13 protein-coding genes and 1 tRNA gene are annotated in these 15071 nt (G+C 32.6%); 7 read left to right on the forward strand and 7 right to left on the reverse strand.

Annotated elements, in window-relative coordinates; all coding sequences use genetic code 11:
• Positions 1-51: 51 nt before the first annotated feature.
• The 3 genes from pckA to CIGNP91_RS00535 all read right to left on the reverse strand — a co-directional run bounded on the left by pckA (position 52) and on the right by CIGNP91_RS00535 (position 4963).
• Entirely contained in the window at positions 52-1626 is a 1575-nt protein-coding gene (gene pckA / locus CIGNP91_RS00525; RefSeq protein ID WP_086253225.1) for a phosphoenolpyruvate carboxykinase (ATP), read from the reverse strand.
• A gap of 150 nt (positions 1627-1776) precedes the next feature.
• Positions 1777-3576, reverse strand: a complete 1800-nt coding sequence (locus CIGNP91_RS00530; RefSeq protein WP_086253075.1) for a biotin/lipoyl-containing protein — start codon at positions 3574-3576, stop codon at positions 1777-1779.
• Positions 3577-3589: 13 nt separating this feature from the next.
• A complete protein-coding gene (locus CIGNP91_RS00535) occupies positions 3590-4963 on the reverse strand; it encodes a sodium-dependent transporter (protein WP_086253076.1) in 1374 nt (457 codons plus the stop codon).
• Positions 4964-5138: 175 nt separating this feature from the next.
• Here CIGNP91_RS00535 and CIGNP91_RS00540 point away from each other — a divergent pair, with 175 nt between their 5' ends.
• The 7 genes from CIGNP91_RS00540 (at position 5139) to hemH (ending at position 11697) form a co-directional block, all read left to right on the forward strand.
• Positions 5139-5435, forward strand: a complete 297-nt coding sequence (locus tag CIGNP91_RS00540) for a TFIIB-type zinc ribbon-containing protein (protein ID WP_086227778.1) — start codon at positions 5139-5141, stop codon at positions 5433-5435.
• Positions 5436-5526: 91 nt separating this feature from the next.
• Positions 5527-5745, forward strand: coding sequence for a glycosyltransferase (locus CIGNP91_RS08885; RefSeq protein ID WP_086243130.1), 219 nt, complete (start codon positions 5527-5529; stop codon positions 5743-5745).
• Positions 5746-6204: 459 nt separating this feature from the next.
• Positions 6205-8016 (forward strand): invasion protein CiaB, encoded by a 1812-nt coding sequence (gene ciaB / locus CIGNP91_RS00550; RefSeq protein ID WP_086253077.1) that lies wholly within the window; start codon positions 6205-6207, stop codon positions 8014-8016.
• 99 nt (positions 8017-8115) lie between these two features.
• Entirely contained in the window at positions 8116-8418 is a 303-nt protein-coding gene (locus CIGNP91_RS00555; RefSeq protein ID WP_086224097.1) for a F0F1 ATP synthase subunit C, read from the forward strand.
• 38 nt (positions 8419-8456) lie between these two features.
• Positions 8457-8541, forward strand: a tRNA-Leu gene (locus CIGNP91_RS00560).
• A 153-nt stretch (positions 8542-8694) separates the two neighbouring features.
• On the forward strand, positions 8695-10707 hold the full coding sequence (locus tag CIGNP91_RS00565; RefSeq protein ID WP_086253078.1) for a hypothetical protein: 2013 nt from the start codon (positions 8695-8697) through the stop codon (positions 10705-10707).
• 54 nt (positions 10708-10761) lie between these two features.
• The gene (gene hemH, locus CIGNP91_RS00570; RefSeq protein WP_086253079.1) at positions 10762-11697 is read left to right on the forward strand and encodes a ferrochelatase; all 936 of its coding nucleotides are present in this window, start codon (positions 10762-10764) and stop codon (positions 11695-11697) included.
• 2 nt (positions 11698-11699) lie between these two features.
• Here the strand turns inward: hemH and CIGNP91_RS00575 are convergent, their stop codons facing one another.
• From CIGNP91_RS00575 to CIGNP91_RS00590, 4 genes are all read right to left on the reverse strand, one after another.
• The gene (locus CIGNP91_RS00575; protein ID WP_086229501.1) at positions 11700-12788 is read right to left on the reverse strand and encodes a CinA family protein; all 1089 of its coding nucleotides are present in this window, start codon (positions 12786-12788) and stop codon (positions 11700-11702) included.
• 10 nt (positions 12789-12798) lie between these two features.
• Positions 12799-13392: a hypothetical protein gene (locus tag CIGNP91_RS00580; protein ID WP_086253080.1), complete on the reverse strand. Its 594-nt coding sequence runs from the start codon at positions 13390-13392 to the stop codon at positions 12799-12801.
• Between the two features lie 85 nt (positions 13393-13477).
• The gene (locus CIGNP91_RS08810) at positions 13478-14572 is read right to left on the reverse strand and encodes a methyl-accepting chemotaxis protein (protein ID WP_086229499.1); all 1095 of its coding nucleotides are present in this window, start codon (positions 14570-14572) and stop codon (positions 13478-13480) included.
• A 212-nt stretch (positions 14573-14784) separates the two neighbouring features.
• Entirely contained in the window at positions 14785-15015 is a 231-nt protein-coding gene (locus CIGNP91_RS00590) for a YdcH family protein (protein ID WP_086224103.1), read from the reverse strand.
• Positions 15016-15071 lie beyond the last annotated feature (56 nt).

Raw genomic sequence — 15071 nt, forward strand, 5'->3', positions numbered from 1 at the left:
ATAAAATAATAAAAATAGTAGAAGAATCCGCCCAAAATAGGGCGGAGTAGGTTAGTTTATAGGGCCAGCCTTGGCAAATTGTACGCCTTCAGCTACATCCTCATAACGTTTAAAGTTACTAATAAACATATTAGCTAGATTATCCCTTGCAGCGATATATTCATTTTTATCAGCCCATGTGTTGATAGGATTTAGCAGATTAGTTTCAACACCATCAAGTGATTTTGGTATAGCTAGATTGAATTTTTCAAAGTTTTCAAATTCGCATTTTTGAATACTACCATCTAAAATAGCGTTGATACAAGCACGGGTAGCTTTTATACTCATTCTTTTGCCAATACCGTAAGCACCGCCACTCCAGCCGGTATTTACTAGATAGACATTTACTTCGTGTTTGTCTATTTTTTCGCCCAATAGTCTTGCATATACGGTTGGATGAAGCGGCATAAATGGTTCTCCAAAGCATGCTGAAAATGTTGCTTGAGGTTCAGTAATGCCACGCTCGGTGCCAGCAACTTTTGCTGTATAACCACTTAAGAAGTAATACATAGCTTGTTCTTTTGTGAGTTTTGAAACTGGTGGAAGTATCCCAAAAGCATCAGCTGTAAGGAATATAATATTTCTTGGGTGGCCGGCTTTTAGGCTTGGTTCATGATTTGGAATGTGTTCTATTGGATAGCTTACACGAGTATTTTCTGTTTTTGAATCATCGCTGTAATCTACTATACCATTTTCATCTATACAGACATTTTCTAATAGCGCATTGCGTTTGATAGCAGCATAAATTTCAGGTTCGCTTTTAGGATCTAGGTTGATACATTTTGCATAGCATCCACCTTCAAAGTTAAATACCCCTTCATCATCCCAGCCATGCTCATCATCGCCTATTAAGGCTCTATTTGGGTCTGTGGATAGAGTTGTTTTACCTGTTCCGCTTAATCCAAAAAATAGAGCGGTATCGCCATCTTTGCCGACATTTGCACTACAGTGCATAGATAGTTTATTTTCTAGTGGTAGCCAGTAGTTCATCATAGAAAATATTCCTTTTTTCATCTCGCCACCATACCATGTACCGCCGATAACTGCGATATTATCTTCTATATTAAATATTACGAAAACTTCTGAGTTTAATCCATCTTTTTTATACTCATCATTTACGCATTTGCAAGCGTTATATACCACAAAATCAGGAGTGAAATCAGCAAGTTCAGACTCGCTTGGGCGGATAAACATATTTTTGACAAAGTGCGCCTGCCATGCTACTTCAGTTACAAATCTTACGCTTTTGCGACTTGCTAGGCTAGAGCCACAATATGCATCTTGGATATAGATATTTTTACCACTTAGTTGGGATTTTGCTTTAGCAAGGAGTTTATCAAATGTCTCTTTTGCCATAGGTTGATTAACTTTACCCCATGCTAGATATTTATTACTTGGATCTTGATTTACAAAATATTTATCTTTAGGACTGCGACCTGTGAAAATTCCAGTATCCACACTAAAGGTTCCATTATCTGTGACATAACCTTCATTGTTTGCTTTCTCATGAGCAAAAAGCTCATCATAGCTTAGATTATGATAAATCTCTTTGATATCACTTAAGCCTAGCTTATCTAAATCCTTTATCATATTTTTACCTTTTTATAGAATTAAATTTAATGTTCAATTTTAGTATTTTTTAGCTTAATCTTTGGTTTGATTTTGTAAAAGATTTGTAAATTTTAATAATAAATTTTATAATTTAGTAAAAGTCGCCAAATTTTGGCGACTTTTGGATTATTTTAGCTTGACTAATAGCTGGCCATCTTCTACGGTTTGGCCTTGTGAAATTAGAATTTCCTCAACCTCTCCATCGCATCCAGCCTCAATTGGAATTTCCATTTTCATTGCTTCTAAAATTACTACTGTTTGACCTGCTTTTACGCTATCGCCAATATTTACTAGGATTTTAAATACTCCAGCTGACATTGTAGCTGTAATTTCATTTGATGCTCCAGTAGAGCTTACTGCTTTTGGCTCATCTTTTGGTTGACTAGATTCTTTAGCAGGAGTAATAGATTTTAAAGTAAAATTATCAAATCCATCTGCAACTTCAACATTATAATTATGGCCATTTACTGTAACACTAAATTGATTTGAACCAGATTTTGTAGCTGGTTTTATAATATCGCTATTTTTGCGTACCATTACTTTGCCTTCGCCTTTTAGATATGCGATACCTTTTTCTTTACAAGCTGCTGCAATAAAGATATTTTCTTCTGTTGCTTCAATACCTTCTTTTTCTAATATAGCTTTAGTATAGGCGATTGATTTTGTCTCATCTTGGTCTGCAATATCTATAGCTGGTGCAGTAGTAGGCTCTAAATTTAGCTGTTTAGCAGCAAGTTCTACAATATCAGCACTTGGAGTTACAGGAGTTTTGCCAAAGTAGCCTAAAACCATTTTACCATAGCCTTCAGCTATCTTTTTCCATGGGCCAAACATTACATTATTAAATGCTTGTTGGAAGTAGAATTGACTAACAGGGGTTACACTTGTTCCATATCCACCTTTTTCTACTACTTCTCTCATAGCTTTGATAACGGCTGGGAATTTATCTAGGATATTATTATCTCTCATCATTTGTGTATTAGCTGTTAATGCACCACCTGGCATTGGTGAAAATGGAATTAATGGGCTTACTTGAGTAGCTTCAGGTGGCATAAAATAGTCTTTTAAGCAATCGTGCAATACATCTTCATATTTTAAAATTTTATCAACTTCTAATCCACCTAGATCATAATCTTTACCTTTTACAGCGTGAAGCATTGTAAGAATATCTGGCTGACTAGTTCCACCACTTACTGGACTAGCAGCTAGATCTATACCGTCTGCACCAGCCTCAAGAGCCGCTAAATAACAAGCTATGCTAACACCAGCTGTTTCGTGAGTATGTAGTCTTAGATGCACATTATCACCTAGTAAGCGTCTTGCCATTTTGATTGTTCGATAGACTTTTTCTGGGCTACTTGTACCGCTTGCATCTTTAAAACAAACGCTATCAAATTCAATTCCACTATCTAGAATTTCTCTTAAACATTTTTCATAAAATTCAGCATCGTGAGCGCCAACGCAGTTTGGAGGTAGATCCATCATTGTTACTACAACTTCGTGTTTTAGGCCGTGGTGCTTGATTCTTTGAGCGCTATATTCTAAATTTTTAACATCATTTAGGGCATCAAAGTTGCGGATTGTTGTAGTTCCATGTTTTGCAAATAACTTTGCGTGCATATCTATTAATTCTCTACTACCAGTATCTAAAGTTACAGTATTTACGCCACGAGATAGAGTTTGTAAGTTTGCATCTTGACCAGCAGCTTCTCTGAATTTATCCATCATTGTAAATGCATCTTCGTTTAAGTAGAAGTATAGGCTTTGAAATCTAGCACCACCGCCAAATTCAAAGTGATTAATTCCAGCTTCTTTAGCTGCACTTACAGCAGGTAAAAAATCATTCATTAATACTCTTGCACCAAATACAGACTGGAAACCATCTCTAAAAGTGGTATCCATTATATCTATAAATTTCTTTGCCATATTTTTCCTTTTATTAAATTTTACTTATAATTTTATAAGCCCCAGTAGACAAAATTGCGAGCGGGGCAACATAACGGAGTGTAAAATACCAAATTTCAAACCATCTCCTAGACATAAAACCTGAAAATATAGTGAATAATCCTTCCTTTTTAATAATATATCCAGCAAAAATGCTAAATGTCAAAGCACCAAGTGGCATTAAGATATTTGAAGTTAGCAAGTCTAATATATCAAAAAACGCTATTGGTTTTTCATTGCTTATAGCTAATGCTGGAATGCTAAAATAGCTACTTGTAACCTCATAGTGTGATAAAATACAAAATATACCTAAAATATATACAAATATTCCAATTATAAATATAGCTCTATTTCTACTTAATTTAAATTTATTTATCAAATATAAAGTAAAAGGTTCTATCATTGAAACAGCTGAGGTAATCCCCGCAAAAAGCAGTGAAGTAAAAAATGCAATTGCAAGAATATTTCCCGCTGCTCCCATTTGAGCAAATAAAGATGTAAGTGATATAAATATAAGCCCAGGCCCATCACTAACGGGTTGATCATCAATTATAGGTATAAATGAGAATACCACAAGTCCCATCATAATGCCTATTAATACATTGATAAAGACAATTGATAGTGTAGATTTAACCAAATTTGTATCATCTGATAAACTAGCAGCATAAGTAGCTACATTCCCAACACCCATTGACATAGAGAAAAATGCCAAGCCTAGGGCTTGTAGTATTAACTCAGCATTTAAAAGTTTGCTAAAATCAGGGATAAATATAAAGATTAAAGCTTGAGTAAAGTTACTACTAGCAAATATTGCATATAATAAAAGCCCTATAAGAAGAATAAATAGTGATGGCATCATCCATATATTTAGTCTTTCAATTCCACTTTTAATCCCTTTAGAAACTACATAAAACACAGTTAAAAAGACTATACTAAAACAGATAAATACACTTGAAAAATCCCCTTCAACAAGACCGCCAAACATAGCTCCAGCTTCTTGTGCCGTGCTTGGCAGGGTGCCAAATGATAGGAATATATATTTTAAAATCCAACCAATAACAATCATATAAAATGAGGCTATTAAAATTGCTGTAAGCATAAAAAATCCAGCAAATCCCCAAGCGCGTTTATTTTTTGGTGCTAGATTTTTGAGTGAATTTACAATGTCAGTTCCGCCAAGCCTACCAATTGCAAGCTCTGCTAAAAAGACCACTACAGCTACTCCAAGAGTAAGTATAATATATAATAAGATAAAGGCTGAACCGCCGTTATTGCCGACCATTGTAGGAAATTTCCATGCATTGCCTAGACCTACAGCACATCCAGCCATTGCTAGAATAAATCCAATTTTTGAAAATTTTTCTACCATATTCCACCTAAATACAAAATACGCTAAGTTTATCAAATTTTTTCTTTTTCTATACTTTTATTTTATAATTTTTTTTAATAACTTAGATTTTTTTTAGTTTGTGTAACTTTTTGAAATTTAGTATTAATTTTTTTTGGTTAGAATTTTGTCAAATTTAATTAAAAAGAGGTGCAATATGAGATGTCCAGTGTGTAAAGATGTAGATTTGGTAATGAGTGAAAGAAGCGGAGTTGAGATAGATTACTGTCCTAGTTGTCGTGGTGTTTGGCTAGATCGTGGAGAGTTAGATAAGATTATAGAAAGATCGGCATCAAATTCAAGACAAAATGAGTATTTTGGTAGCAAAAGAGAGTATGAACCACGCAAAGATGATAGAAGATATGATGATAAGAGATATTATGACGATGGCTATCACAATGGATATCGCAAAAAGAAAAGAGAGAGCTTTTTATCTGAACTTTTTGATTTTTAGAGTTTGTATTAAGCATAAAATCTAAAATTTAGGAGAAAATTGTGGAAAATATTATTAAAAAAATGGGGGGGGGGTAGATCTATCTTTTGTAGTGCCTTGCTACAATGAAAGTTTAAATTTAGATAATTTTTACTTAGAAATTTTAAATCAAATTAATATTATAAATGAACAAAATTCTAAGCAAATTAATTGCGAATTTATATTTATAAATGATGGTAGCATGGATAATACTTTAGAGATTTTAAAAAAATTAGCATTAAAAGATAATAGGGTTAAAATTTTAAATTTTTCAAGAAATTTTGTTTGCTAAATACTTTGTAGTGATTTTACGAGTTTATTGGAGTTTTTTGATATATTATTTTTTGGATAAAATCACTACTTTAACCAAGCATTAAATCCTAATTATTCAGATATATTTGTTATTTTTCTCATCTTTTTTTATTTTTTAAAATGATATAAATTTAAGTTTTATCACTGGATTATAGCTATCTTATTCTATTGTCATTGCTATGATTTTTGCAAAACATATCTATGTTAGTGTAGTATTTATTTTAATATTATTAATGATAAAAAATTGGTTTTAAAAGATAAATTTTTACTATCTTTTTGTTCTATTTTTGCTTTGGATTTTTATGAAAATTGTGTTTTTTAGACCTACTCAATGTTTATCTGGTGTAATATATACTATTATTGGATTTATACTTTGTAGATATTTTGTTTTTTTAAAATAGATATAATTTGCTTTTTTAAATACAATATAAGGTCAAATATGAGTTACAAAAGATTAAATGAGATATCAAAATCCTTTAAAAATGAGTTAAATCAGCTATATAAAGATATGGATAATCCTATAATTTTACAAGGATTAAAGATAACAAATTTAGCAAATAACAGCCAAACTAAAATAGCTATAACAGATAGAATAGTCTCGCTTAGAACCACAAGTGTAGAAAATGAGTTAAAGAGATTGGGCTTAGATAAAGGCCAAATTAGAGAAGTTAGTTCAAATTTATATGATTTTGTAAGCAAATTTTATATAGATAGATTTGCTAAAATGCTTAATCTTGTGAGCCAAGAGGGGCTTTTGAGCGAATTTGAAATGGAGCTTTTATGGAGTGTGCATAGAGTTGGGATCGTGATTACAAATATGCATAAAGTCTGGCAAAGCCATATAATTGATGGGATAAATAATGAGTTTGAAACTAAATTTGATAATATCGCTCAAGCTATGAAATTTATCAATGATAATGGATTGTATCAGCTTAGCGATGGTCTAAAATGCGATAGAGTTTATGGTGCTGTAATAAAAGATATAGATGGATACAAAATGACCCCTTATATCCTAGCATTTCCTAGTGAGTGCGCAGCGGTGGTGAGTGAATTTCAAAACTCTATAAATTCGCTAAAATCTCTAGCCAAAAGCGATCAAGATATGGCATATATAGAGTATTTTGAGGCTTTGAAACTTGCTTTTAGTGAGTGTGAAAATGATAGAGTAATATCAAAATGGCAAGATGCTGAGAGAGCCTGGATGCAAACCCGCTCGGCTATACAGATCGGCCATCCTTTGGAGTATTATGAAGATGCTTATACTCACGCTGTAGCCTTAGAGTGGGATGTGAGATTGAGCGATCAAAGTGGGATTGATGAGGGTGAATTGAAAAATCAGATAAAAGATAGCTTTGATCAAATTTACTCTCAAATAGAGCCTAAAAACTCAAATATGGCTAGTTTAGTCCATTCTAATATTGATAAAACTCAGCTTTATATCAGCATTCCTATGCTCTATTATGGAGCGGAGTTTAATGGGCTTTTTTCGGCTCAAGTGGTGCCAAATGATGAGATAGTAAGTGGCGAGTGTGGTAAGAAGATTTTTGCTTTTGTGGATTTTGTCTATCAAAGCTCTAAGGCTAAGCCTTTTATGAAGTTAGCAAGTGAGATTTTTGATAAAGAATTTTTAGATTATGGTCGTGAAATTTTGTTTAATAATGAGAAAATTTGGAAGCAAGTTTATGAAATTTCCACAATTGGGCATGAATTTGGGCATATATTATTTATGGATAGTGATAGTGAAAATTTGATGAATATTGGCGGGGAATTTAAATTTATAGAAGAGTATAAGGCCACAACGGGTGGGCTAGTTAATTTCTTTTTACATGAAAAAAATGAGCTAATTTTGCCTGTTTTTGCTGAGCTTATTAAGCGAAGTGTAGGGTTAATAGCGTGGCAAAAGGTGGTTGAGACTAGGGCGTATTATTGTGAGGGTTTGATACATTTGACGCTGCTATTTAGGGCTGGGGTGCTTGGGTTTGATGGAGAGAGATTAAGATTAAGCTTTAATAAGCAAAGTTATGAGAAATTCAAAAGCTTAACTTTGGAAAATTATATCGATCTAGCGAGTTACTATACCAAAAAGATAAATGCTAGTGAATTTTTGGCTAAATTTGCATATTTTGATGGAGAAATTTACCTGCCAAATGATGCTGAGGTGGCGAATTTTGTGAAATATTATTATAATAGATATGAGATGATCGGCAATGAAATTGACGAGAGTGGCGAGTGGCAAAAGTGGCAAAATTAATGAAAAATTAAAAGAAAATTATGTATAATTTTGCGTTTTGAATTCTAAGTAGGGAATTTATCCGAACTAATTCAAACAATATTTTTTTAAGGAACTACTATGAAAAAGATTCTTTTTCTTCTTGTGGCTTTAACAGGCTTAGCATTTGGTGCTGATGGCGAACAGATTAAAGCATTTTCAGTTGTAGCTGCTGGTATCGGTCTTGGTGTGGCTGCTCTTGGTGGTGCTATCGGTATGGGTCATACTGCTGCTGCTACTATCTTAGGTACAGCTAGAAACCCAGGTCTTGGCGGCAAACTACTTACTACAATGTTTATCGCTCTTGCGATGATCGAAGCACAAGTTATTTACGCACTTGTTATCGCTCTTATCGCACTTTATGCTAACCCATTTTTAGGTTAATCTTTAGCCCCGTTTTGGGGCTTTTTGAATTTACTTTTGCGATCATGGTGGAATGGTAGACACGCTATCTTGAGGGGGTAGTGCCGCTACGGTGTGCGAGTTCAAGTCTCGCTGATCGCACCATTTTTATTAAGTTTAGATAAATCTTAAAAAATTTTTAAATAATATTTATAAATAACGCTATTTAAATTCTCATAATTATTAAAAAGCTTAAAAATTAATTATTATAAGTTAAATTTAGTATTTTTGGATATAATTTTAGATATTAGGATGGTTATGAGAGTTCTATTTTTACTTATATTTTTGGTAGTTTCTTTGGTGGCAGATTGCGATATATCTAGTGTTGTGCGTTTAGAGCGTGATGGGATAAGCCTTAGAGATAAGAGCATTGTAAATCAAAATATACAAGAGTACTATAAAATCAAAACTAGCAAAATCGAATCAAATAAGCAAGTTGTAATATCGATAACGGCGCAATTTGATACCTTAGTTAGCGTGAGTTTCACTAGTGCTACAATGGCGAAATTTGATTATAAAATCTCAAATTCCATCCAAAATAGCCATCTTATTTGTAATAATACTTATCAAAATGATGGCTATAAATCTCAAGATATTATATTAAAAAGTGGAGAAAATCTCTTAATAACCTTTGGTGTGGCTGATATAGGGCTAAGCGATTATGAGTTTGAGTCTGAAATAGCACTAAATATGCTAAGCCCAAGTCAAAACTCAAATAGTTATGAGAGTTTCGGTGAAATTTATACACAGATTATAGGGCGAGAGTTTGAAGTGGAATTTCAGACTACTAGCGTTGTGAGTGATTTTGAAATTTGGCTTAATAATAGATATAAAATTTATCAATCTAACACTTTTAGCGGTGGTAAAATCCCACTTATGATTCCAAATTTGCCAACGATAGATTATAAAAATTTATATCTCATAGCCAAATACAAAGACCAAAAAGCCAACTCAAAGCAGATTCAATCATCTAAATTTAATGCTCGAGTGGCTAAATTTAAGCTAGAAAATATCCCACAAAATCCAAAAGGCGGAGTGAAATATAGAGATTTTAAGCTTATAGCCTTGGACTATAATGGCAATGTAGTAACTGGATATAATGGCCATTATAGCGGTGATTTTATAGGCCATATCTTGGAAAATTGCGTGGCAAATCTCTCATCTGAGACTATCGAATTTAAAGATGGGGTAGGGGTGATTAGTACGGATAAAGATGGATTTATTTATCCTGATATTGGTGTGGCTAGGATTGAGTTTATAGATAGGCAAAATAGCGATAAAATTCATCAAGGTTGCTTGATAAATAGCTTTACAAATGTTCCAAATGAGCTTGGTTTGATAGGTTGCGATGCTGGAATTTCTAAGGATATCGCATATTTTGACTATGATAAAATCGTTCATACAAATACTATTTTTGGCTCCAAATTTGGATTATTTGGGGTTACGGATGAGAATTTAAGCCTTAGTCAATATAGTGATTTTATGGGTGTTAGTGCGAATTTGGAATTTCAGGTTCGCCTAAGCGATAATAGCGTAGCTAAGCTTTTTAGCGCTGGATGCTATGGGGATGATGTGAGTTTTGGTAATTCTAGTAGGCTATCTTTACACGCTTTAAGTGAGTCAAATGATGATCACATATATAAAAGTAGTGAAAATAGCTATATAATTAGCAAAAATAGCTTTAAAAATGGTATTGCTAAAGCTTGGTTGAAGGTATCTTTGCCACGAGAAAAACCGCAAAATCCATATAAAATTCTATCAAGCGATATTGATTTGAATTTAACTCAAAAGCCAAATTTATCGCAAGATTATAGCTATTTATACTATGCTAAGGCTTATGGGGATAAACTTAGTCAAGCGGTGAATTATCCATATATTGCTAAGATATATTTCGCTATTTTTTGTGATAATGAGTGTCAAAATATAGCTAAAAATAGTAGTGAGTATAGTCCGGTTTTGGATGAAAATATGAGTGGGGTATCTGAGTTAAGGGATTATTTTGTCTTTAAAAATTTTAATGCTTCAAAAGATATTGTGAAATTTAATTCTACTCTAAATTCTAGCGATGTGATTGATGGCGTGATGGAAATTGAGATTAATAGCGAGCAAAAGAGCGAATTTGAGATTAAAAATACTCATTTTTATGGGAGTGATTTTGTTTGGGTGAGGTTGTTTAAGGATAGCTCTTGGGTAGGCGTGGGGGATTTTGGCGAGGTGATGGGGATACAAAATGGTCAAAATATCCGCTATAATCATACTATTGAGTGGTAGAAAATATTAAGTTTTTTTAAATACAATTAGTCAAATTTAGCCAAGAGGTAAAAAATGAAAAGAGTAGTTATACTGCTAAATATGGGCGGAGTAGATAATCTAAGTCAAGTTAGGGTATTTTTAACTAATATGTTTAATGATCCATATATTTTAGGAATTAAAAATAGATATTTAAGAGCTTTTGTAGCGTGGATTATAACAATGATGAGATTAAAGCCAGCCACTCAAAACTATATTCAACTAGGCGGCAAGTCCGCTTTAGGCGATATAACACGCTCTTTGGTAGCTAAACTAAATACCAAATTTGGCTTTGATAATCTAATCTTTGATTATGCTATGAACTATACACTGCCATTTGCGTCTGATACTCTTGCAAAATATAAAGATGCTGATGAAATAATACTTTTTCCACTATATCCTCATCATTCAGTTACTACAATTACATCAAGCTTAGATTCTGCTAAAAAGGCTATAGATGAGCTCGAAATTGGCGCTAAAATAAGTATTATAGATTATTTTTATAATAATGATAAATTTAATGATATTATTATTGCTGATATTATTAAAAGCCTTGGAGATACTAATGCTAGGCAGATTGATTTGATATTTTCAGCTCACTCTCTTCCGCAAAAAGTAATTGATAAAGGCGATTTATATGAGCGTCATCTAAAAGATCATTTAGAGATTTTAAAATCCAAATTAAGTATTGCTAAATTAGAGTTTAATAGCATAACTTTAGCCTATCAATCTCGTCTTGGGCCAGTAAAGTGGCTAGGACCAAATTTAAGCGAAGTACTTCCAAATTTACCAAGTAAAAAAGCATTAATATATCCAATTAGCTTTTGTATTGATAATTCCGAGACTGATTTTGAGCTAGCGATTGAGTATAAGCATATTGCTGATGAGAATAAATTTGAGTATTATAAGGTGGTAAAAGCACCAAATGATAGCGATGAATTTGCTCAATTCATCGCCAAAAGCGTCATTTAGCACTATTTGCAAAGTTCAGGATATTGGCGAAGTAGCAAAGTAAAAGCGTGTAGAACACTTTGTGTTCTTATATAGTTGCGATCGCCACTTAAAAGCAGTCTTAGTGAGGCTACATTATTTGCAGATGCAACTGCTATAAATACTGTACCTACTGGCTTTTGCGTGCTTCCGCCATCTGGGCCAGCTATTCCGCTAATAGCTATAGCATAATCAGCCACTCCTAATCCTAGCGCTCCGCTAGCCATAGCCTCAGCACACTGTGCGCTAACAGCACCAAAACTATCTAAAATATCTTTATCAACACCTATCCAGCTATTTTTAATCTCATTAGAGTATGTTACTAGCGAACCACTAAAGGCTACGCTCACGCCTGGTATATTGCCAAGTGCTGCAGCACACATTCCTGCGGTACAAGATTCTGCAAAGGTTATCTTTTTATCATTTTGAATGAGCTTTTTAGCTGTAAATTCGATAATATCATCAGCTGGAATTATTTTACCAATAAATAAATTAGCAACGCTATCAATAAAGCTATCGATATGTCCATATCTACTAGTGCTAACTTTGACCTTGGTTAGGCCATCAATTATTGTAGTTAGAGTAATATTTACATTATAGCTAGCAGTGAGTGGCTCAAGTAAAATTTGTGCGCTCTCTTTGTCAATATCGATAATATGAAAGATTTTAGATTGTTGGTCATCTTGAGTTAAAATCTCAGGTAGTTCTTTGATTGGTTCGGCTTTGATTAAATTTATTTGAGAGTTATTTAGGGATATTAAAAAACTATTTTTACTAAATTTAATCACTTGAGACGGCATAAGTGTTTCAAATTTAAGCTCAATCGTATCAGTTGTAAGTGTAGCTAAAATCTTACTAAGCGTATTAAATCCATTTTCATTAGCACAAATAGTAATATTATCATACTCTTTGGTAAAATTTTCTATATAAAATGGTAGTTCCTTATCATTGTTTTGAATATAATAAACTGAAGCAAGAGCACCAAATTTTTCTTTATAAGATGTAAAAAAATAGTCTAAAAATGGGCGATTTATCTGCAAATCCTCACCCAGGATTATGATTAAATTTTTCATATTTAAGCCTTTAGTAATTAAGTGTAAATTTAGTATAAAAACTATTTGTACTTTGAGTATTATAAAATGACAAATCTAGATATAAATTCTTATAAATTTTAGTATTTATATAGTAGCTTGTATTATACTGCTTGGTCTCATCTTGATAAAGCATAGTTCCGATTTTTGTGTTTTTAAGCAGCTTAGCACTAAGGTTTGTAGAGTGCATATAGGCTGTTGGAATATCAAGTGAGTCATCATAGGTAGTATTTAGAGAGTTTGTTAGTTTAAAAATATCTAAATTTAAATCATGTGATGCAGTATAAATACCATAAAAGTTATAATTTTTTGTATGAGTATTTACAGCTTGAAATATATTTATACTAAAATCCCTAGTTGTCCAGTGGTCAAATTTAATCGCTTCTATATTGATTAAATCAATACTATTTAAAATCTGGGTATTACCATGAAGCTCTTTATAATGTGATGTTAGTAGCTTACAAGTTTGAATATCAAATGAGCCTTTTGATAGCTTTGATGCTAGATTGACTGGAGTATTCTTCTGTGCAGCCTCAAAACCATTTAGCATCAAGCAAAGCAAAGAAACTAAAATAATTAGCCTCAAATTTGATCCTTAATTTTTGTAATTTTACCAAGTTTTAAATTTGATTTTGATTAAAAGAGTAGAGTGAGAGCCAAAGCTCTCAGGTTTATTGCATCGATTTTGCTTTAGCAAGCACCATCGAATCAAATATTTCAAACAATCTAACAGAATATTCTTCAGAAGTTTTAAATTCTTTAATGATTACTGGAGAGTTATTTAAGAAATCTTTACTTGCAAGGTCGATTGCAGAATTGACATATTTATGCACCATACTATGCGGTTCAAGAATTTGATTAAACTCAGCAGTATCACCAAATATAGCTTTACCACTATCTTCACACCATTTACCAAGACGGCACATTGTATGGTCTGGCATCTGTTCGAAGTTTTTAGTGTAAATTTGATTATAGCCATTTGTTTTAAATAGCATATGATCGATCTTAACAAGGCTTGTAAAGATATCATAAGAGATAAGTTTTGCGTTATGTTCTATATCTTTAGTATTGTTTACTAATAGATCAAATTTAGCGATAAAGCCTTCAATATGTTTATTTGATTCAATTGAGATAGTCTCAACTTCTTCACTTTGAGCAAACATATCGCTAGCATTTTGTTTTAATAGATTGATATTCATCTCTACTTCTGCAGTTGCTTTTTGAGTTCTTTCAGCTAGTTTCCTAACCTCATCAGCAACAACGGCAAATCCACGACCATGCTCACCAGCACGAGCCGCCTCTATAGCGGCATTTAGCGCTAGAAGGTTTGTTTGATCTGAGATATCTTTGATTAGATTTATTACATTAGTAATCTCATCAACACTTTTGTGTAGGTTTTCAGCTGCTGTGCGAGTTTTGTTGCTTGAGCTTGTGATCTCATTTAGAGAATCTATCAATTTGTTGCTAGAATGGCTTAATTCGGCAATGTTATTTAGATTGAAATCAATTTTATCTATAGATGCACGAGATAGCTCCAGATTTTTCTCTATACCTGATTGGATATTTCTTGAATTTGCTTTTACGCCTTCAATCATATTTTGAGCTATTTCGGTTATTATTTCGCACTGTTTTAGATTGGTTTGAGAAGCCATAAGCTTTTGTAACTCAGCTCGAAGCTTGCTATTTTCAGCATTTTTTGCTTCTAGCTCTTTTTTTAGAGCGACGATTTGTTCTTCATATTGAGCGATTTTTTTTGAACCAAACATATTTTTCCTTTTAATTTTTTAACTCTTTAAACTTGTTAAAGCCACAAGCTATTTAATTATAGAGCTATTAGAACTATGGTATATTGTATAATAAAAATATTTAAATTTCGATAAAATATAAAAAAGAATTATTATTATAATAAACTGATAAAGTATATTTTTTATTAATGATTGTCAATCGAAGTAAATTTGGGCAAAAAGCCCAAATTTACTTAGCTATTTGCTTTAGATTTTTTATATTCCATTAAGATATGGTAAGCTTCATCTTTTAGTCTTAATTTCTCTTTTTTAAGAGTTTCTAACTCAAATTGATCCATATGTTCACGACCTTCTTCTGCATCTAGAATTCTTTGGTCTAGTTCATTGTGTTTGTTAAATACAGCATCAAAATGTGCATTTTTGCCCTTTAATTCTGTGATTAAATCTCTATATTCGTGTAGCATTTATACTCCTTTTAAATTTAAAATCTCGACATTATACAAAAAAGATACTTAAACCA

The sequence above is a fragment of the Campylobacter sp. P091 genome (genome assembly GCF_002138935.1).
In the GTDB taxonomy this organism is placed as follows: Bacteria; Campylobacterota; Campylobacteria; order Campylobacterales; family Campylobacteraceae; genus Campylobacter; species Campylobacter devanensis.